The following is a 21,902-nucleotide window of genomic DNA, read 5'->3' as shown; positions in this document are numbered from 1 at the left end:
ACATTAGAAGGATACCTGTTCATGCGTACCCCATACTGCGTCGCCGATTACCTGCTGGAACGACTAAGAGATTGTGGAGCCGATCATCTTTTTGGCGTGCCGGGCGACTACAACCTGCAGTTTCTCGACCATGTGATAGACAGCCCGGACATCTGTTGGGTGGGCTGTGCCAACGAATTAAATGCCTCTTATGCCGCGGACGGATATGCCCGGTGTAAGGGCTTCGCCGCGCTGCTGACGACATTTGGCGTAGGAGAGTTAAGTGCAATGAACGGCATTGCGGGCAGCTATGCCGAGCACGTTCCTGTTCTGCATATTGTGGGCGCGCCGGGGACGGCGGCACAGCAACGAGGGGAGCTGCTGCACCATACCCTGGGCGACGGTGAGTTTCGTCATTTCTACCATATGAGCGAGCCGATCACCGCTGCACAGGCGATCCTGACCGAGCAAAACGCCTGCTATGAGATTGACCGGGTATTGACCACCATGCTCCGGGAACGTCGTCCCGGCTATCTGATGCTCCCCGCCGACGTGGCTAAAAAGGCCGCCACCCCGCCTGTAAACGCTCTCACGCTCAGACACGCGCATGCCGACGCCGCCTGCCTGAAGGCGTTCCGGGATGCCGCAGAGAGCAAGCTGGCCATCAGCAAGCGGACTGCGCTGCTGGCCGATTTTCTTGTTCTGCGCCATGGCCTGAAGCATGCCCTGCAGAAGTGGGTCAAGGAGGTGCCGATGGCGCACGCCACGATGCTGATGGGTAAAGGCATATTTGACGAACGTCACGCCGGTTTTTACGGCACCTACAGCGGTTCGGCGAGCGCCAGCGCGGTAAAAGAGGCGATTGAAGGGGCTGACACGGTCTTGTGCATCGGCACGCGATTTACCGATACCCTGACGGCCGGTTTTACCCATAAGCTCACCCCGGCGCAAACGATAGAGGTCCAGCCTCATGCCTCACGCGTGGGTGACGTCTGGTTTACCGGCATCCCCATGCTTCAGGCAATCGAAACGCTGGTGGAGCTGTCTAAACAGCATGTGCACGGTACGCCGTTGCCGTCCTCTCAACGCGCGATGGCCTATGCCCAGCCGGATGGCTCGCTGACGCAGGAGAACTTCTGGGAAACGCTGCAGACGTTTATCCGCCCGGGGGACATTATTCTTGCGGATCAGGGCACCTCTGCCTTCGGCGCGATCGACCTTCGTCTTCCGGCTGATGTGAATTTTATCGTTCAGCCGCTGTGGGGATCGATCGGCTACACGCTGGCGGCGGCGTTTGGCGCGCAAACCGCCTGCCCGAACCGGCGCGTGATTGTGCTGACGGGAGATGGCGCGGCGCAGCTCACCATCCAGGAGCTTGGCTCGATGCTGCGGGATAAACAACGCCCCATCATTCTGGTCCTTAACAACGAAGGGTATACGGTGGAAAGGGCAATCCACGGGCCGGAGCAGCGGTATAACGACATCGCGCTGTGGAACTGGACGCAAATCCCGCAGGCGCTGAGCCTTGATCCTCAGGCCCAGTGCTGGCGGGTCAGTGAAGCGGAGCAGCTGGCGGACGTCCTTGAAAAAGTGGCGCACCACGAGCGGCTTTCGCTGATCGAGGTGATGCTGCCGAAATCCGACATCCCGCCGCTGCTGGGGGCGCTCACTAAAGCGCTGGAAGCGCGCAATAACGCCTGATTACTTGTCGTTTCGCCAGGCCATCATCATCGGTTTGCCCGCCAGCAGGAGCCAGGCGGGCAACATTACGATGCAGAGCAGCGGGAACAGCGTGGAATCGGGCACCACCACCGCCGCCATAAACAGGCTGAGCCACGCGTCGCGAGTAACCACCAGCACCAGCCCCAGAATCGAGCAGGAGACGGTAATCGCCGCCGGAACGGCATCGACATGCTCGTGCAGCATCAGCCCCAGCGCCACGCCGACAAAAACCGCCGGGAAGATGCGTCCACCGCGGAAACCGCAGGCTGCAGCCACCACCAGCGCGGCCAGCTTAATCACGGCAAACAGCAGATAGTCGGAAACGCTAAACACCTGGCTGAAGGCCAGCTGCTGCATCTCGTCCAGACCTTTGAACAGCGTCACCGTCCCGCCAATCGCCCCCAAAATACCGAGGGTCAACCCGCCTGCCCCCAAAATCAGCACCGGATGCTTGAGTTTATGCACCAGCCGGTGCAGGCGCGGAAGACACCATACTGCCACCATCCCCAGCGCGATGGCGATCGCGACGACGATGGCACCGCTGAAAATATCCGCAATCTGCATTTGGCCGTAGTGGGGGAGCGAGAGTGAAAAATGAGGATGGAAAAACAGGCTGGTCGTCAACGCGCCGGCAGCTGCGGCCATCAGCGGCGCAAAGAGTTTATCCCACAGCGGGACGTCATTGTTGCTGCTGAGCGTCTGAGAAAAGATCAGCGCCGCGGCAACGGGCGTGCCGAAAAGCGCCCCGATGGTGCCTGCGGAGGCGAGAATGGTCCAGTCCAGCGCGCTGACCCGCGGCAAAATGCGTGAACCGAGGAAAACCGCCAGGCCAATATTCACGGCCATAATCGGATGCTCGGGTCCCAGACTGACGCCGCCGGCCAGGCCAAGAATCAACGCGATGATAAGCCCTGGCAGCGCCGAGGGGGCTACCGGGGCACCAATCAGCGGTTCCTGTGCCGGATCGGGGCCGGCATGGCCGGGACTGAAACGGATCGCCAGGCCCACCGCAATACCGGTCAGCGTCAGCATCACAACGATCCAGGCAGGAGAATCAGCGGTGACGCCCAGTCTGGCCGGTAGCGCTGCCCATAACAGGGTTTGTAGCACCGACGCGACTTTCATCACGACGATAAGCGCCAGGCTTGAGGCCACGCCAATGATGAGCGCCGGAATGGCCAGCAACAGCATGGTTCTGGCTCGCGGGTGGAGCATGATGATTTCCTTGTACAAAACGGTATTACGTTACTTTGCACATTAAGCCTTATGGCAATAGTGCAAAAGGTGCTGAAACGGTAAAGTTATTCTGTGACGAAGATCGATAATCCATGGGCATTCACCTTCCGGTCGTTGTTGTTATCACGCCTTGAATTTACAGTGTCCCAAAGATTTATTCTGACTTTAGCGGAGCAGTAGAAGAATGACAAAGTATGCTTTGGTAGGCGATGTGGGCGGCACGAACGCGCGCCTTGCACTATGCGATGTAAATAGCGGTGAAATTTCCCGGGCGAAAACCTACTCCGGGCTGGATTATCCCAGCCTTGAGGCCGTTGTCCGCGTCTATCTGGACGAGCATCAGGCCAGCGTCGAAGATGGGTGCATCGCCATTGCCTGCCCGATAACCGGCGACTGGGTCGCCATGACCAACCATACATGGGCATTCTCCATCGCCGAGATGAAAAAAAACCTCGGCTTTGCGCATCTCGAAATCATCAATGACTTCACCGCGGTGTCCATGGCGATCCCGATGCTGAAGCCGGAGCATCTGATCCAGTTTGGCGGCGCTGAGCCGGTCGAGGGCAAGCCGATTGCGGTTTACGGCGCCGGCACCGGTCTGGGCGTTTCGCATCTGGTGCATGTCGCGCAGCGCTGGGTGAGCCTGCCGGGCGAGGGCGGCCACGTAGACTTTGCGCCAAACAGCGAAGAAGAGGACATTATCCTCGAAGAATTACGCGCTGAGATCGGCCACGTCTCCGCCGAGCGCGTCCTTTCAGGTCCGGGGCTGGTGAACCTGTACCGGGCGATTGTGAAATCAGACGGTCGTCTGCCGGAAAATTTACAGCCAAAAGACGTCACCGAACGCGCGCTGGCGGACAGCTGCATTGACTGCCGTCGTGCCCTGTCGCTGTTCTGCGTGATCATGGGACGCTTTGGCGGCAACCTGGCGCTGACGCTGGGCACCTTCGGCGGGGTCTATATTGCGGGCGGGATCGTACCGCGCTTCCTCGACTTCTTTAAGGCCTCGGGCTTCCGCGGCGGGTTTGAAGATAAAGGGCGCTTCAGAAGCTACGTGCAGGACATCCCGGTGTATCTGATCGTGCATGATAACCCAGGCCTGCTGGGCTCGGGGGCGCATCTGCGTCAGGTTCTCGGACAAATCCTCTGACGCATAGCCCTCTCCCGCGGGAGAGGGCTTTTGCTTTACAGGTGCATCAGCTGACGGAACTCTTTCACCTTGCTGCGGCTCACGGGCACCTGAAAATCCAGATCCTTCAGACGCAAAATGTAGGTGTTGTTAAACCACGGCTCGATCTCGCGGATCTTGTTTAAATTCACGCAGAACGACCGGTGGCAGCGGAAAAAGTGTGCCGCCGGCAGCTTGCTGCAAAACTCGGTGATGTTCATTGCCATCACGTAAGATTCCCGCCGCGTATAGACAAACGTCATCTTTTCATGGGCTTCGGCATAGTAGATATCATTAACCGGCGTCACGATGATGCGCTCATCCTTGACCAGATTAATGGTGTCGTTTTCCCGTACCGTTGGGCTGGCGCTGGCAGGGGCAGCCTGCTGCTGCCATGCGGTCTCCAGCTTTTGCAGCATGCTGACAATCCGCGATTCCTGGTAAGGCTTAAGAATATAGTCAAACGCCTCCAGCTCGAAGGCCTCTACGGCGTGCTCTTTCCAGGCGGTAACGAAAACAATAAACGGCTTGTGGGCAAACTGATTGATGTTTTGCGCCAGCAGTACGCCATCCAGCGACGGGATATTGATATCCAGAAAAATAGCGTCGACCCGGTTATGCTGCAGAAACTTCAGCACGTCCAGGCCGTCATCAAAGGTTCCCACAATCTCCATCTGGCTGTGGGTGTTGATAAGCCAGGTGAGCTCCTGCTGAGCCAGGAATTCATCTTCTACGATGATAACTTTCATGGGTTACTCCACCTGGGGCAACAGTGATGTCGTCGAATGGACGGGAGAGCGCTCGTTCGGGACATAAAAAGCAATTTCGGTGCCCGGTTCAAGGCGCTGAATATGCAGTCCGTCGCCGTAAAGCAGCTTGACCCGGTGATGCACGTTCAGCAGGCCGATTTTGTTTCCGGGCATCTCGTTGGCCTCCACGCGTTCTATGACTTTAGGATCAATACCGTGGCCGGTATCCCGCACGGCGATACGCACACGGTTGCCGCTTTCGGTGATGCTGATGGTGACCACCCCTTTGCCTTTACAGGGCTGGATACCGTGAACAATCGCGTTTTCGACCAGCGGCTGGATGAGCAGGCTCGGGATCACGCAGTTGACCTCTTCATCAATATCGTAAATGACCGTGAGCTTGTCGCCAAAGCGCGCCTGCTCAATCGCGATGTAGTCCTTGATCTGATAAAGCTCTTTTTTGATGTCGATCTGCTCGTCATCCTTTAGCTCGATGTTGTAGCGCAGATAGCGGGACAGGTTAAAGATCAGCTGGCGCGCGGTGTCCGGATTAAGCCGGATGGACGAGGAGATGGCGTTCAGGGCGTTAAACAGGAAATGGGGATTGATTTTGCTCTGCAGCGCGCGCAGCTCTGCCTTATTTGCCATCTCACGCAGCTGTTCTGCCCGGGAAACCTCAAGCTGGGTAGAGATAATCTGCGACAGGCCAATGGCCATCTCCTGCAGCGAAGAGGTGATCTGATGCGCGTGACAGTAATAAATTTTTAGCGTGCCCGTCACGACGCCTTTCTCCCACAGCGGGATCACCAGCATGGAGTGGATTTCCGGCGTTCGGTGGGCTTCATCATTGTTTTTGATGATGATTTTACCGTAATTAATCGCCTGTCGGGTGGTTGGGCTAATGGCGTCATCGCTGTCGCGATAGTTGTGCTCGCCAACGCCAACGTAGGCCAGCACGCGATCGATATTGGTGATGGCGACGGCGTCTGCGTGGATGTCGTGGCGAATGATCTCGCAAACCTGACGCAGCGATTCCGCGTTAACGTGGCGGAAAAGCGGCAGCGTTTTGTTGGCGATGTCCAGCGCCAGCTTGGCCTGACGGGCGGCGCTGGCCTCTTTTTCCCCTTCAACGCTCTGCACCAGCAGCACGATAAAACCGATGCAGACGCTGCCCAGGATCATCGGAATACCGATTTTCGAGACGATATCCAGCCCCAGCGCGGTGGTGGGGGCCCAGACGACGACCAGGATCATGGTCAGCGTTTCGCACATCATGCCTGCCACTATTCCGGCGCGCCAGCGCTGTTTTTTCGGGATCTTGCGGCCGATCCAGCCGGAAAGCACCCCGGCGATAATGCTGGTGATAAAGCACGGCACCGCCGTGACGCCACCGATATCAATCAGGTAGCGGTGGGTTCCGGCAATCAGGCCGGTGATAACGCCGACCCATGGGCCAAACAAAATCCCGCCGGACATGACGGCGATAATGCGCACGTTAACCAGCGAACCCTCTACCGGCACGCCGGACCAGGTGCTGAACAGGGCGAACAGCGAAAAAATAGCGGTAACGGCCAGCAGCTCTTTTGGCGAGTGGGCTGATTTGTGCAACAGCTCGCGAAACAGGCGAATGCGAATAAGGAAGAACAGGCAAATCAGCATTAATGCCGCACGGTCAAAAACCGCCAGCAGCATAGTAAATATTTCGTGCACGAGAAAACCTGGGAAAACGGGAAAGAACCATGATAAAAAACCTGGCGCATGTTGACCAGCTATCCGTGAGGTTTATCAAATGGGGAAAAACCATAATTTATAAAGGGGATTATCTGGCGGTGACTGATGCGTCCTGTTTTTTTCCTGGCGACGTATCGTCAGGTAACCGTTTTGATATCACTCTGTTAACTAACCGCTATCAGAAAGACAATCCCGAAAGAGGGGCTTCCGCTTTTAGGTTTAGCCGCGTTCCTGTTTTTAGTCGATCGCTTTTTTTTCATTTCCCTCTCGACAGCATGATTTTTTTCAGGTTATTTTCTAAGCATGCCACATCGGTGGCAGCGTCGCTCGGACGGTCCGGGCGCTAACGTTAATCTGAGGAATCTATGGCTGAATTCAGTCCTGAACGCCGTTTTACGCGTATCGATCGTCTCCCCCCTTACGTTTTCAATATCACTGCTGAACTGAAAATGGCTGCGCGTCGGCGCGGCGAAGATATTATTGATTTCAGCATGGGTAACCCTGACGGCCCCACGCCACCGCATATCGTTGAAAAGCTCTGCACGGTAGCCCAGCGCCCGGATACGCACGGCTACTCAACCTCTCGCGGTATTCCCAGGTTACGTCGCGCGATCTCGCGCTGGTATCAGGATCGCTATCAGGTAGATATCGATCCTGAAAGTGAAGCGATTGTCACCATCGGTTCGAAAGAGGGGCTGGCACACCTGATGCTCGCCACGCTGGATCATGGCGATACGGTGCTGGTGCCTAATCCAAGCTACCCGATCCATATCTACGGCGCGGTGATTGCCGGAGCGCAGGTCCGCTCCGTGCCGCTGGTGGAAGGCGTCGATTTCTTTAACGAGCTGGAACGTGCGATTCGCGAAAGCTATCCGAAACCCAAGATGATGATCCTCGGTTTCCCGTCGAACCCAACGGCCCAGTGCGTGGAGCTCGACTTCTTCGAGAAGGTCGTCGCGCTGGCCAGGCGTTATGACGTGCTGGTGGTTCATGATTTAGCCTATGCTGACATCGTCTACGACGGCTGGAAAGCGCCTTCTATTATGCAGGTTCCGGGCGCGCGTGACGTGGCGGTCGAGTTCTTTACCCTGTCGAAAAGCTACAACATGGCGGGCTGGCGTATCGGCTTTATGGTGGGTAACAAAACGCTGGTGAGTGCGCTGGCGCGCATTAAAAGTTATCACGACTACGGTACCTTTACGCCGCTGCAGGTCGCGGCTATCGCAGCCCTGGAAGGCGATCAGCAGTGCGTTCACGAGATTGCCGCGCAGTATAAGCGCCGCCGCGACGTGCTGGTAAAAGGGTTGCATGAAGCGGGCTGGATGGTGGAAATGCCGAAAGCGTCCATGTACGTCTGGGCGAAAATTCCTGAGCCGTACGCGGCGATGGGATCGCTGGAATTTGCCAAGAAGCTGCTGCAGGATGCGAAGGTATGCGTATCGCCGGGCATTGGCTTTGGTGATTATGGCGATACTCATGTGCGGTTTGCCCTGATTGAAAACAGCGACCGTATCCGTCAGGCAGTGAGGGGCATCAAGAGTATGTTCCGCGCCGACGGGCTTCTCACCTCAAAGAGCGTGGCTGAAAATCCCGCGTCGTCATGACATAAAAAAAGGAGCCATCGGCTCCTTTTTTTGACTGCATTTCTTCACTAGATCATCAGGGCAAAGGTTCCGGCCCAGACTAAAACAATCACCGAAATGCCCATAAAGAAATATTTCACGTTTCATCGCTCCGCGTATCTTGTGGTACGCATTTAAAAACAGAGTCCACCTGATTATAGAGAACTGGAATCCGGTCAAAACGGAAATGAGAATTTTCCCGTTACGCCGTTAACACCAGCTCATAATTCTGTGCTTTCCTGTTGCCAGACGGCGCTAATGTACGCCTAAAAGTGAGGGGTGACAAGAGGGATTTTTTTAAATAATTTCCGTCACTTACGAGTGTCGTGGAACGGCGACAGTTTGATTTCGCATCGCAATAAATTCACTTTGGGCGACGCAATGAAAGCGCGTTTCTTAATGAGATGGCAGGTGATTGAAAAGGTTAGTTTCTTAACGAAACTAACCATCATGAAGGGCTTAGATATAGAGCGAGGCTTCGCCAAGAGGGCGGGTTTTGAAACGACGATGCATCCACAGATACTGCTCTGGCGCACGCATGATTTCAGTTTCGATGACTTTATTGATAAACGCCGCGGCTTCACACTCGTTTTCCGGATAGTTAGCCATCTCAGGGGAGATGTGCAGACGATAGCCTGATTTATCTGCTTTTCTCACCATTGTCACGGTCAGCATAGAGGCACCCGACAGACGCGAAATGACAAAAGTGCCGTTCGTGGTCGCCACGTCTTTCACCGCAAAGAAGGGCGCAAAGCTGCTGCCTTTACGTCCATAATCCTGATCGGGAGCAAACCAGACGGCCTCTCCCTTCTTGAGGGCACCGACCATGCCGCGCAGATTATTACGGCTGATCATCGCCTTATTGGAACGCATGCGGCCACGGGTCTGCACCCACTCCATGAGCGCGCTGTTGTGCGGTCTGTAGGTTGCCATCATTGGCTGACAAAGCCCCATCACGCGGCCGCCCAGCTCCAGGGACATAAAGTGAACGCCGACGACCATCACGCCGCGTTTTTGCATCTGCGCGCGTTTAAGGTTATCCAGCCCTTCCACGTCAAACCACTTGCGAACACGCTCATCTGGCCAGAACCAGGCCATGCCGGTTTCAAGCAGCGCCATGCCGATAGACTTGAAGTTTTCCGCGATGAGTTTCTCGCGTTCTTCGGCATTGTACTGCGGAAAACACAGCTCAATATTTTTACGCGCGATGGATTCGCGACGTTTAAGGAAAACGCGGGATGCGCTGCCCAGTTTCGACCCCAGCAAACGCAGGACAGGGTACGGAAGTTGAACCAGCAGCCAGAGAACGCCAAGACCAAACCATGTGAACCAGTAACGCGGGTGTAAAAACGCACGTTGAAATTTGGATTGAGACAAAATAGTAAAACCTATGTGAAGCCTGTAAAGGTAGCGCAGAGTTTGCGATACGACGTGCCGATAAGACCGTTCTTCAAGGTGATGGTTGCAGGCTTTACCGAACTTTACGGCGTTACCTGGCCACTGCTGATTTGGGTGGGCGGCGTAATGTAGCACCGTTATACGATATGTGCTATTACTCGTTTTTGATTAAAAAAGCGGCAGTTTGGAAGGTGATTGATTTTACAGATTTTATAGGCAGTCGCATGAAAGCGCCTTTCCTGCCTGAGCGGAAGGCAAAAGCGTTAGCGCTCAGAGGGAAGGCGTAAAGAAAAAAAATGGTATTGTTGATTTGCGCCAAATTAAACATTTACGCCTTTATTTATTCCTCCGCATAATAAATAAGAAATTTCTTCGTGAAAATTCTTAAGCGTTATTCATACCATCAATGGAATAGCCATCTGCTTTCATCCATTCCTGTCTTCTTTTAATCGTGCCGCAATAAGATATTGTCGTTCTTTCGCGCTTTTTGACGTTATGCTGTGATGCAAATCAAAACATGATGTTTTTATAAACATCTCTCTGGCTACAACCCCTTCTGCGATACAAATATTCGATTTGTGCGAAAAGAGCAGTTTCTTTTCCTGATTTAGTTGTCCTATTTACGATAATGTCTTAGTGGAAAATTCTTAAGAAAATTCTTGTATCGGATTAATGATCTGTGTATTTGATTTTGTTCCGATCATTATTCTATTATTGCGCGTCAAGAACGATACCGTGAAGTTGGCATAGCAAAACAAAGAGGGATGATTAGATGGCTGACAGTTTTCAGAATGAGGTGCCTAAGGCACGTATTAACCTGAAGCTTGACCTGCATACGGGCGGGGCAAGTAAGAAAATGGAACTACCGCTGAAATTACTGGTTGCGGGTGATTTCAGTAACGGGCAGGACTCTGCGACAATATCTGAGCGTGAAAAAATTAACATCACCAAAAATAATTTTGATAGCGTTCTTTCCGAATATTCCCCAAAGGTTAATCTGGTTGTTAAAAATACGCTGTCTGACGACGGTGGTGAGGACAACATTCAGCTGACTTTCCAGAGCATGAAAGATTTCACGCCAGAACAAGTGGCTGCTCAGATACCGCAGCTGAAGGCGATGCTGGCGATGCGCAACTTGCTTCGCGATCTCAAGGCCAACCTGTTGGATAACCAGACTTTCCGAAAAGAGCTGGAAAAAATCGTTCTGGACCAGTCGCTTAGTGCTGAGCTGCGAAATGAACTCTCAGCCCTGGCATCAAAAAAACCTTAATCATCACGCTGTATTAACGGATTAATCAAGGAATGCTCATGTCTGTACAAAATAATATTACTGGCGGTGAAAGCGTGGTGCTGGAACGTCCCGCTGCAGGTGGGGTTTACGCCTCCCTGTTTGAGAAAATCAATCTGAGCCCTGTCTCCGAACTGAGCGCGCTGGACATCTGGCAAGATGCGCAGGCCATGTCAGACGCGACCGCTGATGAGCGTCTGACTGCCGGTATGCAGGTCTTTCTGGAATGTCTGACCAAAGCCGGCTCGAAGGTCGAAAAACTCGATAAAAGCCTGATCGATCACCACATCGCTGAGCTCGATTACCAGATTAGCCGCCAGCTGGACGCGGTTATGCACCATGACGAGTTTCAGGCGGTTGAAAGCCTGTGGCGCGGGGTGAAGTCGCTGGTTGATAAAACAGATTTTCGCCAGAACGTGAAAATTGAGCTGCTGAGTATGTCTAAAGAAGACCTGCGTCAGGACTTTGAAGACAGCCCGGAAATCGTCCAGAGTGGTCTGTATAAGCACACCTACATTGATGAATACGACACCCCGGGCGGCGAGCCAATTGCGGCACTGATTTCCGCTTACGAGTTCGATGCTTCAGCGCAGGATGTCGCGCTGCTGCGCAACATCTCTAAAGTGTCCGCTGCTGCACACATGCCGTTTATCGGCTCGGCAGGCCCGAAATTCTTCCTGAAAGAATCCATGGAAGACGTTGCCGCGATTAAAGATATTGGTAACTATTTTGACCGCGCCGAGTACATCAAGTGGAAATCGTTCCGCGATACGGACGACGCTCGCTACATCGGTCTGGTGATGCCGCGCGTGCTGGGACGTTTACCGTATGGCCCGGATACCGTTCCGGTTCGCAGCTTCAACTATGTCGAAGAAGTCAAAGGTCCGGATCACGACAAATATCTGTGGACCAATGCATCTTTTGCCTTCGCGTCCAACATGGTGCGCAGCTTTATTAATAATGGCTGGTGCGTACAAATCCGTGGCCCGCAGGCCGGCGGTGCGGTCCAGGATCTGCCTATCCATCTGTATGACCTGGGTACCGGCAATCAGGTGAAAATCCCGAGCGAAGTGATGATCCCTGAAACGCGCGAATTCGAATTCGCGAATCTGGGCTTCATTCCTTTGTCCTACTACAAAAACCGCGACTACGCCTGCTTCTTCTCGGCCAACTCCACTCAGAAACCGGCGCTGTATGATACCGCGGATGCAACGGCTAACAGCCGCATCAACGCGCGCCTGCCGTACATCTTCCTGCTGTCGCGTATCGCCCATTACCTGAAGCTGATCCAGCGTGAAAACATCGGTACCACGAAGGATCGCCGGCTGCTTGAACTGGAGCTGAATACCTGGGTCCGCAGCCTGGTGACTGAAATGACCGATCCGGGCGACGAGCTGCAGGCCTCTCACCCGCTGCGTGATGCGAAAGTGGTTGTGGAAGATATTGAAGACAACCCGGGCTTCTTCCGCGTGAAGCTGTTCGCCATCCCGCACTTCCAGGTTGAAGGCATGGACGTCAACCTGTCGCTGGTTTCCCAGATGCCGAAAGCGAAATCGTAAGGCGAGGGGAAATAAGGGATGAAAATTCATCGTCCGTTATGGAATGAAGGGGCGCTTCTGGCCCCTCAGCAGTTTCAGCAGCAGTCTGAATGGGATGCATTTTCCCGCGCCGGTATTGCCGCCCGCGGAAATGCCTTCCCTTGGGGCGTTGGGCGGATTGAGCTGGATGACGCGATGCTGGCCTCCGGCCGCGTACAGGCACAGTCGCTTCGTCTTTGGTTCCCTGATGACACGCTTATTGATACCCGGTTCAGCGACCTGCCACCGGAGCCGCGTGAAATCGAGGCACCGACTTCTGCCAGCAATGCCCAGGTGACGGTGTATGTGGCGTTACCGGTGATGCAGGCCGGGATCGTAAATGTGCAGACGGACACGGTACCAGCGGAGCGTCCGCTGCGCTATCGGGAAGCCTGGGAAACGATCGCCGATCGTTTCGGTGAGGAAGAAGAGTCGATGGCTGTGGCCCGCTTTAATCTGGCATTCCGTTTCGGACATGAAGATAACAGTGCCTGGGATACCTGCGCCATTGCCCGTCTGTTGGAGGACGGGGAGGGGGGCTGGCGTCAGGATCCAGATTTTATCCCGCCTATGGCACTGTTCTCGGCCAGTCGTAGACTGTGCGAACGACTGGCGCTGTTAAACCGTCAGCTGCGCTCGCGCCGTCAGCGCCTGATGTCCATGCGCCGCGAGAGCAATGACCGGATGGCCGATTTCGCTGTCTCTGACGTATCACTGTTCTGGCTGCTCAATGCTCTGAACTCCCATGCCCGTGTACTTTCTGAATATGAACGCTTTCCGGATCGTCACCCTGAGCAGGTCTGGGCCGAGCTGGCGCGTCTTGCTGGCAGTATGCTGACCTTCTCGCTTGAACACGATCTGGATGCCATTCCGTGTTATGACCACCGTGCGCCAGAAAAAACCTTCCCGCCGCTGTTTGACCTCATCAGTGAGCTGTTGGAAGCAAGCCTGCCATCACGCGTGGTTGCGGTCAGAATGGACAGGATGGATCCGGAAACCTGGAAAGCGGTATTACATGATATTCGTCTGCGCGATGAAGCGGATTTTTACCTTTCTGTACGAGCCAGTCACCCGGCATGGCAGATTGCAGAACGGTTTGCAGAGATGTGTATTGCCGGTGCCCCGGCGAATGTCGATGAAGTATCCGGCGTGGCAGTCGAAGGAATTGGCCTCATTGCCCTGAGCCGTGTACCGGCAGCGCTGCCGGTGCGTCTGGAGAACCAGTACTTTGTGCTGGACATGGAGAGTGATTCGGCTCGCGAAATGCTGGATCAGGGGGTTTGCGTATTCTACGTTCCATCTCTGCTCGGCGAGTTGGAGCTGGAACTGTTTGCGGTGCTGCGCTCATGAATAAGGTTATCGATATTGATGCCCTGATGGCGCAGACCTGGCTAACCGTGGCTCAATTGCGTCACGGAGGGCAGGTGACGGATGGCCCTGCGCTGTATGCGGCCTGCAAAGCACAGGTGGAAAGCGTACGCGAGGCGCTGGAGCGCGCCGGGCTGGATGCTGAAAGTATTGATCACATCACTTATGCTCAGTGCGCCCTGCTGGACGAAACAGTCATGAACCGTAAGTCGGTAGGGTTGCGAGCAGAAAATACGGAGGTGGCTGTTTCTGCTGACACTGCCCCCGATGTGCTGAATATGGCCCTTGATGCCGGGCAGCGCGCCTGGCGCTCTGCACCACTGCAGGCAGTTTACTTCGGATCCCTGAGAGCAGGCGGGGCCTTGTATGATCGTATCTCTGAGGTGCTGCGTCAGCCTGCACCGGAGCCTGCTGTGCTGACCTGCTACCACCGGGTGCTGGCGTTAGGGTTTCAGGGGCAATATAGCCTCTCTGGTGTCGGGCAGTCACAGCGTGATGAGGTGATCGCAGCCCTGAATGAGCGAGTGCCACCGCTGGAAAGCGGGACATCACTGGTGGTTCAGAAGACCGGTCGCCGTCGTTATAACCTGCTGCGATCCGTCTGGTTCTGGATTGTGCTGGCGGTGATCCTGACCGGTGTGGTGTGGCTGGGTGGTCATTTGTGGTTGCAGGATCTGCTGCGCCAGCAACTGCCGGAGCAGCCCTGATGCGTGGAAAAACAGTCGTCCGGGCTGCTCTGCCGGTAGTGCTCTGCCTTGCCGCCGAGTTGTGGCTGGTATGGGGATTCCTGACCTGGCCGGTTGCCGGGAAAGTCTTCCTGACCCTGGTGGCCTTGCTGGTTGCGGGCATGCTTGCTCGTCGCCGTTACCGTCAACAGCAACCGGTACAGCTGGCTGATGAGGCCGGAATTTTCCCGCCCGACAGTCATACCGGACCGGTGGTGCTGGTCTGCGGGGATGTGGGTGATAGCATGTTCGCAGCAGGGCAGACACGTGGCACGGCGCAGGGGTGGTACCTCCGGATAACTGAACTGTCCGGACTCACGCCTTTTGCTGAGCGTCTGCTGGCCCGTACGCCGACGATGGCAGGCCAGCTCGCCGTAATGTACCGCTGTCTGCCGGACCAGCATGAAGATGAGGCACTGTTGCGCGCCTCCCTGAAGGCGTTGCGCCTGCAGATGAAGCTGTTGCGGGACCTGACCGGCTATAGCGTGCCGGTTGTCCTGAGTACCGAATTCAGCGGTCCGGAAACACCCTGGATAGTGGTGCGGGGAGATACGGCCCTGGTGTGTCCGGAAGATGAATCTGCCGTCACCCTCAGTGAATGGCAGCAGTCCCCGCAGGCGGCTCTAATTCAACCATACCTGACCCAGGCGACATCGCTGCTTCACGCCGTGATGCTGGATGAACTGAGCAAAGCGGACAGGTTGTGTCCGGCCTTACGACCATTTGCTGTCACCCTGCGTCTCGGGTCGGTATCCACCTCGACAGCCGCGCTGTGGCCACAGTTATTGTTCCGCCAGACCCGCATTGCCCCTGCCGGTCATGTCACTGCCTGTGAACCTCGGTGGCATTTTGCCGATGCGGTACTTCCTCTGCTGGCCCCTTATACCACCCCATTGCAGGGTGGGAAAACCGGGCGTCGGGTTGTGATAGTTCTGCTGTTATGCGCCCTCGGTGCAATAGTCCTATCCGTGCGGCATAACCTGTCGCTTATCCGCAAGGTAAGCGCCGACCTTCAGCGCTGGCAGGTTATCCCAATGAGCCACTATGTTCCGAAAGCACAGGCCCTGCTTGCCCTGCAGCAGGACGCATTGTTGCTGGAGCGCTGGCAGCGTCAGGGAGAACCCCTTCGTTACGGGCTAGGACTTTATTCTGGCAACCGCCTGTGGCTGGCGGTGCAGCAGGCTATTGATACCTATGTGCCGCCACCGCCACCACCAAAACCGAAGCCAACGCCCGTACCGAAAATTGTTCGTCTCGACAGCATGTCGCTGTTTGATTCCGGTAAATCTGAGCTGAAAAGCGGTTCGACCAAAATGCTGGTCAATTCTCTGGTGGGGATCAAGGCCAAACCTGGATGGCTGATCGTGGTCAGTGGTTACACCGACAATACCGGTAATCCGCAACTGAATCAGACGCTGTCCCTGAAGCGTGCGGAGTCGGTACGCAACTGGATGCGGGATACCGGCGATGTGCCGGAAAGCTGTTTTGCGGTTCAGGGATACGGTCAGGACCGTCCCGTCGCAACCAATGACACAACGGAAGGGCGTGCGCTTAACCGCCGTGTCGAAATCAGTCTGGTTCCGCAGGCCGATGCCTGCCGGATACCGGGCAAACCCTTAGCGTCATCGCAGGATGATGACGCTTCACAACACAATGGAGAGTAATTCCATGGCAATTCCTGTTTATCTTTGGCTGAAAGACGACGGCGGCGCGGACATCAAAGGGTCTGTAGACGTTCAGGATCGTGACGGCAGCATCGAAGTGGTGGCTCAGGAACATAACCTGTACATCCCGACCGATAACAACACCGGCAAGCTGACCGGCACTCGTATCCACACGCCGTTCCTGTTCACTAAGGAAATCGATTCCTCCAGCCCGTATCTGTACAAAGCGGTGACCACCGGCCAGACCCTGAAGTCTGCGGAATTCAAGTGGTACAAAATCAACGACGCGGGTCAGGAAGTGGAGTACTTCAACACCAAACTGGAAAACGTGAAGGTCGTGAAGGTAAATCCTGAAATGTATGACATCAAGGATCCTTCTAAAGAGAAGCACAACCACCTGGAACGCGTTGAACTGCGTTACGAAAAAATCACCTGGACCTACAAAGACGGCAACATCATTCATTCCGATTCCTGGAACGAACGCGCCACGGCGTAATCCTGATGCGGGCAGGTTTTCCTGTCCGCAATTTTTTGCTGAGTGCCTGAGATGCGGACACTCAGCAAAGAAACAACAATCTGCCTGCCTGACCTTATGCGCTTTGGTGAACAGCGAGGGGCGGTAGCGTGTCCAGGAACCGACAAAGAGAGAATCTCATGGAAAATCCAGCCATCCTGTTACGTCGTCTGAATCCTTACTGTGCCCGAGCGATGGAGGGCGCAGCTTCGCTCTGTCAGACCCGTGCCCATGCCGAAATTCTGCCGGAGCACTGGCTGCTGAAGCTGCTGGAGCAGGGGGAAGGTGACCTGACGGTACTGGCTCGACGCTACGAATGGGATATGGACAGCATCTGGCAGGATTTACTGGGCTGGCTGGATAAACAACCGCGCTCGGTGCGCCACCGGCCGCAGCTCTCAGAAAACATTCAGTTGCTGATGCAGCAAGCCTGGCTGATAGCCTCACTGGCGGGTGAAGAACATCTCCGCAGCGTTCATTTGTTGATGGCCCTGATTGAGAAACAAAATCTGGTGCGCTGCGACGGCCTGTGGCCTTTGCTGACCCTGGGCCAGAGTCAGCTTGAGCGCTTGCGGCCTTTGCTTGATGCACAGTCAGATGAACGTCCGGAGGTGCAGCAGGAAGCGGAACTGGCGCAAAGCCATGGTGGAGAAGTGGAGTTCGTTGGGCGTCCTGTGGGTACAGAAGTAAAAGAGGGTGAACTCAGCCCTGCGCTGCAGAACGCGCTGGATAAATTCACCCTTGATGTCACCGCCAAAGCGAAGGAAGGGAAGATCGATCCTGTGTTTGGCCGTGACACCGAAATCCGCCAGATGGTGGATATCCTCTCTCGTCGCCGCAAAAACAACCCGATTCTGGTCGGCGAGCCGGGTGTCGGCAAAACGGCACTGGTTGAGGGGCTGGCGCTGCGAATTGCCGAGGGCAACGTTCCTGAATCCCTCAAATCGGTGATCCTGCGCACCCTAGACCTCGGCCTGCTGCAGGCCGGAGCGGGCGTGAAAGGCGAGTTCGAACAGCGGCTGAAAAACGTCATTGATGCGGTGCAGCAGTCGCCTGTGCCGATTCTGCTGTTTATTGATGAAGCGCATACCATCATTGGCGCGGGCAACCAGGCGGGTGGAGCCGATGCAGCCAACCTGCTGAAACCGGCCCTCGCCCGGGGCGAACTGCGTACCATTGCGGCCACCACCTGGTCTGAATATAAACAGTATTTCGAACGTGATGCGGCGCTGGAGCGCCGTTTCCAGATGGTGAAGGTTGACGAGCCTGACGACGATACCGCCTGCCTGATGCTGCGTGGCCTGAAATCCCGCTACGCGGAGCACCACGGCGTGCACATCACTGATGATGCAGTCCGCGCGGCAGTCACGCTGTCCCGCCGCTATCTGACGGGCCGCCAGTTACCGGATAAAGCCGTTGATCTGCTGGATACCGCCAGCGCCCGCGTGCGCATGAGTCTCGACACCGTGCCTGAAGCGCTGACGCAGTACCGCGCGCAGTTCACCGCTCTGGACATTGAGAAGCAGGCGCTGCTGGAAGATATCGCGCTGGGCAACAATCAGCACGGCGAACGTCTGGCGGCGATTGAACAGCAGCAGAACGATCTGATCGTCGAACTCGACGAACTGGAAAGCCAGTACGGTCGCGAGCTGAGCCTGACGGAACAGTTGCTCGAAGTGCGCCAGGACATCAGCCGGCAGACGGATATCAACCGCCTGCAAAACCAGCTCTCCGCGTTGCAGGGCTGCACGCCGTTGCTGTTGCTGGATGTCGACACCCGCACCGTGGCGAACGTGATTGCCGACTGGACCGGCGTACCGCTCTCCTCGCTGATGAAGGATGAACAAACCGAACTGCTGGTGCTGGAAAATGAACTCGGCAAACGCGTGGTTGGACAGGATGTGGCGCTGAATGCCATTGCCCAACGCCTGCGTGCCGCGAAAACCGGGCTGACGTCAGAGAACGGTCCGCAGGGCGTGTTCCTGCTGGTCGGTCCGAGTGGTGTCGGTAAAACCGAGACCGCGTTGGCGCTTGCGGATGTGCTGTACGGCGGTGAGAAATCCCTGATTACCATCAACCTCTCTGAATACCAGGAGCCGCACACGGTTTCGCAGCTGAAGGGCTCCCCTCCGGGCTACGTTGGCTACGGGCAGGGCGGTATTCTGACCGAAGCCGTGCGCAAGCGTCCGTACAGCGTTGTGCTGCTGGATGAAGTGGAAAAAGCGCACCGCGATGTCATGAATCTGTTCTACCAGGTTTTCGACCGCGGCTTTATGCGCGACGGTGAAGGGCGTGAAATCGACTTCCGTAATACCGTTATTCTGATGACCTCTAACCTCGGCAGCGACCACCTCATGCAGCTGCTGGATGAGCAACCGGATGCCAGTGAAAGCGACCTGCATGAACTGCTGCGCCCGATCCTGCGTGACCACTTCCAACCTGCGCTGCTGGCCCGTTTCCAGACCGTGATTTATCGCCCGCTGAATGAACCCGCCATGCGCACCATTGTGGAGATGAAGCTCAGCCAGGTCAGCAAGCGCTTACAACGCCATTACGGCCTGACCACGCATATTGGTGACAGCCTGTATGACACGCTGACGGTCGCCTGCCTGCTGCCGGACACCGGTGCGCGCAACGTCGACAGCCTGCTCAACCAGCAAATCCTGCCGGTACTGAGTCAGCAGCTACTTACTCACATGGCCGCGAAGCAGAAACCGCACAGTCTGACGCTTGGATGGGATGAGGAAGAGGGCATCGTGCTGGAGTTTGACGCCGCGCAGAATAAACAGCAGGAGATAACCGATGACTGAACGCTTAAGCAGCCTGGCGCAGAACGCGATTGATGAGGCTCTGGGGTTGTCCCGCTACCGGGTGGATGTGCATGAGTGCGATCATTTCCTGGACGTGCTGCGGTTTCGTGCCAGCGAATCGCTGAGCCAGCCTTGGCGTTACGAGGTCACCGTCACCTGTACGGCAAGTATTGCCAGCAGTGAAGTCATGTTGAAACCGGCATCCTTCACGTTCCAGACACCTTTGTTTAATGGCACGCCAGCTGTGCCGGTACGCACGATATATGGCGTGGTGGATACCTTCCGTCGGATCTCGATGTCGGGGGATGAAATCACCTATGCCCTTCGCATCGTGCCGCGTATTGCTCTGATGCAGCACACGCAGCGCAGCGAGGTTTATCTGAATCAGTCGGTGCCGGAAGTGGTAGAAAAAATTCTGCGCGCCCACGGTCTGGAAGGCGCGGATTTTGAGTTTCGCCTGTCGCAGCATTACCCGGTCCGTGAACTGATTACCCAGTGGCGTGAGACGGATCTGGAATTTATCCAGCGTCTACTGGCGGAAGTGGGCATTTTCTGGCGTTTTGAAATGGACAGCCGTATCGAGCAGGATGTGGTGATTTTCCAGGACAGTCAGATGCAGTATCAGTTTGGCGTAAAACTCCCGGTGATCCCGCCCTCACGCACCAGTGATAACGGTCAGGAGAGTGTCTGGGATATCAGCCCGGAAGACCATGTGGTCACCGGAAGCGTCGCTAACCGCGACTATAACTACCGTGAAGCGTTGACGCCACAGGACAGCTCGGCGACCGTCCGTCAGGAGGGCGGAGCCACCACCGGCGAGACCTATCACTACGCGGAGCCGTTTTTGAGTGAGGGTGATGCTGACATCCCGGAAGGCGGTGCCTGGTTTGCCCGTCTCCGCCATGAGCGGTATCTCAACGGGCAGCTGACAGTAAAAGGGCGCGCAAGCAGCCCGTTACTGGCACCCGGTGAGGTACTGGAGCCTCAGGGCAGTATTCCGGCGTCGCTGAAAGACGGTATTGTGATCACCGGTGTGCAGACCTCCGGAGCCCGTGATAAGGGGTTTCAGCTGCGCTTTACGGGGATCCCTTACAGCGAAACCGTCTGCTATCGCCCGGCGCTGCTGAAGCGTCCGGTTGTCGCCGGTACGTTACCTGCCCGGGTGGAAAGCGACGAAAAGGGCGACACCTATGCGTATCTGGATAACCAAGGCCGCTACCGGGTTCGCCTTGATTTTGACCGCAGCGAGACTGAGCAGGGATACGCGTACCTGTGGCTGCGAATGGCCAAACCTTATGCCGGAGACACCTACGGTTTTCACTCACCGCTGCTCGACGGGACTGAAGTCTCCGTGATGTTTGACAGCGGCGATCCGGATAGGCCCTACATCGCTCACGCCCAGCATGATTCCGAACACCCGGATCATGTCACCCGCGACAATCACACGCGAAACGTCTGGCGTACGGCGGGGGACAACAAGCTCCGCCTGGAAGATAAGCGTCAGGAAGAGCATTTTAAGCTGGCGACCCCTTATGGGAAAACGCAGCTTAACGGTGGCCATGTGGTAAATGCTCAGCGTGAGCCTCGCGGTACCGGTTTTGAACTGCGTACCGATGAATTCGGTGCCGTTCGTGCCGGAAGAGGCATGTTCCTGACCGCGGATGCGCAGGCAAAAGGTGAAGGTCAGATGCTGGAAATGACGCCGGCCGTCAACCGCATCAAACAGGCCAACAGCGAAATGCAGGCACTGAACAATGCGGCTGAAGCGGCGAAAGCGCTGGTCAGTGATATTCAGGCTCAGAACAACCTTGTGACGCAGAGCATTGCTGACTTGCAGGCAGCAGTCCTGCTGGCGTCCGCCCCGCAGGGGATCGCCTTTACCTCAGGCGAGCACCTTCAGCTTACCAGTACAAATAATACGATGCTGACGGCCGGTAAGCACCTTGATATGGGAGCAATGAAAAACATCTCCCTGAGTGCTGAGAATGAACTGGGGCTGTTTGCACACAAAGCGGGAGTGCGAATGATAGCCAACCTCGGTGATGTGGAAATGCATGCCCGCCACAACACGTTGGACATGAGTGCGCAAAAAGAACTGACCATCACCAGTACTGACGATGAAATTGTTATCAGTACGCCTAAAGCCCTAACGGTGAATGGCGGCGGCTCTTACTTGAAACTCAGCGACAGCGGCATTGAGCACGGCTCGAAAGGTGACCTGACCATGAAGGTGGCTAATTATCTGGTGCCAGGGACAGGGAAGAGCCTGCCGTTTGAAACACCTGATTTCAAAACGACAGAAATCAGTGTGGTCGGTAAAAACTCCGCCAAATACGCCAGCGAATAACAGT

18 protein-coding genes are annotated in these 21,902 nt (G+C 55.8%); 13 read left to right on the top strand and 5 right to left on the bottom strand.

Translation table 11 applies throughout. The annotated features are described in order from the left end of the window. Nucleotides 1-21 precede the first annotated feature (21 nt). Nucleotides 22-1,680, top strand: a complete 1,659-nt coding sequence (ipdC, locus tag L6R44_RS15275) for an indolepyruvate decarboxylase (RefSeq protein ID WP_237424671.1) — start codon at nucleotides 22-24, stop codon at nucleotides 1,678-1,680. Here the strand turns inward: ipdC and L6R44_RS15270 are convergent, their stop codons facing one another. Beyond that, nucleotides 1,681-2,916: an ion channel protein gene (locus L6R44_RS15270; RefSeq protein ID WP_032643442.1), complete on the bottom strand. Its 1,236-nt coding sequence runs from the start codon at nucleotides 2,914-2,916 to the stop codon at nucleotides 1,681-1,683. Nucleotides 2,917-3,121: 205 nt separating this feature from the next. Between L6R44_RS15270 and glk the strand changes: the two genes are divergently transcribed. Then, nucleotides 3,122-4,087 (top strand): glucokinase, encoded by a 966-nt coding sequence (gene glk, locus L6R44_RS15265; protein WP_237424670.1) that lies wholly within the window; start codon nucleotides 3,122-3,124, stop codon nucleotides 4,085-4,087. Nucleotides 4,088-4,122: 35 nt separating this feature from the next. Here glk and L6R44_RS15260 read toward each other — a convergent pair whose 3' ends face one another. Then, entirely contained in the window at nucleotides 4,123-4,854 is a 732-nt protein-coding gene (locus L6R44_RS15260; RefSeq protein WP_237424669.1) for a LytR/AlgR family response regulator transcription factor, read from the bottom strand. A 3-nt stretch (nucleotides 4,855-4,857) separates the two neighbouring features. Beyond that, on the bottom strand, nucleotides 4,858-6,564 hold the full coding sequence (locus tag L6R44_RS15255) for a LytS/YhcK type 5TM receptor domain-containing protein (RefSeq protein ID WP_237424668.1): 1,707 nt from the start codon (nucleotides 6,562-6,564) through the stop codon (nucleotides 4,858-4,860). A gap of 29 nt (nucleotides 6,565-6,593) precedes the next feature. Here L6R44_RS15255 and L6R44_RS15250 point away from each other — a divergent pair, with 29 nt between their 5' ends. After that, nucleotides 6,594-6,932, top strand: a complete 339-nt coding sequence (locus L6R44_RS15250) for a hypothetical protein (RefSeq protein ID WP_237424667.1) — start codon at nucleotides 6,594-6,596, stop codon at nucleotides 6,930-6,932. Between the two features lie 18 nt (nucleotides 6,933-6,950). After that, on the top strand, nucleotides 6,951-8,189 hold the full coding sequence (gene alaC, locus L6R44_RS15245) for an alanine transaminase (protein ID WP_237424666.1): 1,239 nt from the start codon (nucleotides 6,951-6,953) through the stop codon (nucleotides 8,187-8,189). A gap of 47 nt (nucleotides 8,190-8,236) precedes the next feature. On the opposite strand, the gene ypdK is transcribed toward alaC, so the two are convergent. Together ypdK and lpxP are read right to left on the bottom strand one after the other, a co-directional pair. Continuing rightward, on the bottom strand, nucleotides 8,237-8,308 hold the full coding sequence (gene ypdK / locus L6R44_RS24945) for a membrane protein YpdK (RefSeq protein ID WP_099458937.1): 72 nt from the start codon (nucleotides 8,306-8,308) through the stop codon (nucleotides 8,237-8,239). A gap of 358 nt (nucleotides 8,309-8,666) precedes the next feature. Continuing rightward, a complete protein-coding gene (gene lpxP, locus L6R44_RS15235) occupies nucleotides 8,667-9,587 on the bottom strand; it encodes a kdo(2)-lipid IV(A) palmitoleoyltransferase (RefSeq protein WP_024907634.1) in 921 nt (306 codons plus the stop codon). A gap of 12 nt (nucleotides 9,588-9,599) precedes the next feature. Between lpxP and L6R44_RS15230 the strand changes: the two genes are divergently transcribed. From L6R44_RS15230 to L6R44_RS15190, 9 genes are all read left to right on the top strand, one after another. After that, nucleotides 9,600-9,737, top strand: a complete 138-nt coding sequence (locus L6R44_RS15230; protein WP_154219997.1) for a hypothetical protein — start codon at nucleotides 9,600-9,602, stop codon at nucleotides 9,735-9,737. A gap of 640 nt (nucleotides 9,738-10,377) precedes the next feature. Next, entirely contained in the window at nucleotides 10,378-10,875 is a 498-nt protein-coding gene (gene tssB, locus L6R44_RS15225; RefSeq protein WP_032643429.1) for a type VI secretion system contractile sheath small subunit, read from the top strand. Between the two features lie 32 nt (nucleotides 10,876-10,907). Beyond that, a complete protein-coding gene (gene tssC, locus L6R44_RS15220; protein WP_237424665.1) occupies nucleotides 10,908-12,452 on the top strand; it encodes a type VI secretion system contractile sheath large subunit in 1,545 nt (514 codons plus the stop codon). Nucleotides 12,453-12,470: 18 nt separating this feature from the next. Beyond that, complete coding sequence (gene tssK, locus L6R44_RS15215) at nucleotides 12,471-13,820, top strand: type VI secretion system baseplate subunit TssK (protein ID WP_032643425.1); 1,350 nt, start codon at nucleotides 12,471-12,473, stop codon at nucleotides 13,818-13,820. Then, on the top strand, nucleotides 13,817-14,545 hold the full coding sequence (tssL, locus tag L6R44_RS15210) for a type VI secretion system protein TssL, short form (RefSeq protein WP_032643423.1): 729 nt from the start codon (nucleotides 13,817-13,819) through the stop codon (nucleotides 14,543-14,545). Before tssK ends, tssL begins: the two co-directional genes overlap by 4 nt. Next, nucleotides 14,545-16,227 carry an OmpA family protein gene (locus L6R44_RS15205; RefSeq protein ID WP_237424664.1) on the top strand — a complete coding sequence of 561 codons (1,683 nt, stop codon included), beginning with the start codon at nucleotides 14,545-14,547 and terminating at the stop codon, nucleotides 16,225-16,227. The genes tssL and L6R44_RS15205 overlap by 1 nt, the downstream gene beginning before the upstream one ends. A 4-nt stretch (nucleotides 16,228-16,231) precedes the next feature. Continuing rightward, a complete protein-coding gene (gene hcp / locus L6R44_RS15200; RefSeq protein WP_039339792.1) occupies nucleotides 16,232-16,723 on the top strand; it encodes a type VI secretion system effector Hcp in 492 nt (163 codons plus the stop codon). Nucleotides 16,724-16,881: 158 nt separating this feature from the next. Beyond that, nucleotides 16,882-19,551 carry a type VI secretion system ATPase TssH gene (gene tssH, locus L6R44_RS15195; RefSeq protein ID WP_237424663.1) on the top strand — a complete coding sequence of 890 codons (2,670 nt, stop codon included), beginning with the start codon at nucleotides 16,882-16,884 and terminating at the stop codon, nucleotides 19,549-19,551. After that, the gene (locus tag L6R44_RS15190; RefSeq protein ID WP_237424662.1) at nucleotides 19,544-21,898 is read left to right on the top strand and encodes a type VI secretion system Vgr family protein; all 2,355 of its coding nucleotides are present in this window, start codon (nucleotides 19,544-19,546) and stop codon (nucleotides 21,896-21,898) included. The genes tssH and L6R44_RS15190 overlap by 8 nt, the downstream gene beginning before the upstream one ends. Nucleotides 21,899-21,902: the final 4 nt, after the last annotated feature.

This window comes from Enterobacter cloacae complex sp. ECC445, assembly GCF_021892025.1.
Lineage (GTDB): Bacteria > Pseudomonadota > Gammaproteobacteria > Enterobacterales > Enterobacteriaceae > Enterobacter > Enterobacter chengduensis.
Note: the sequence above shows the minus strand (reverse complement) of the source record. Positions and strands in the feature narration are given on the sequence as shown.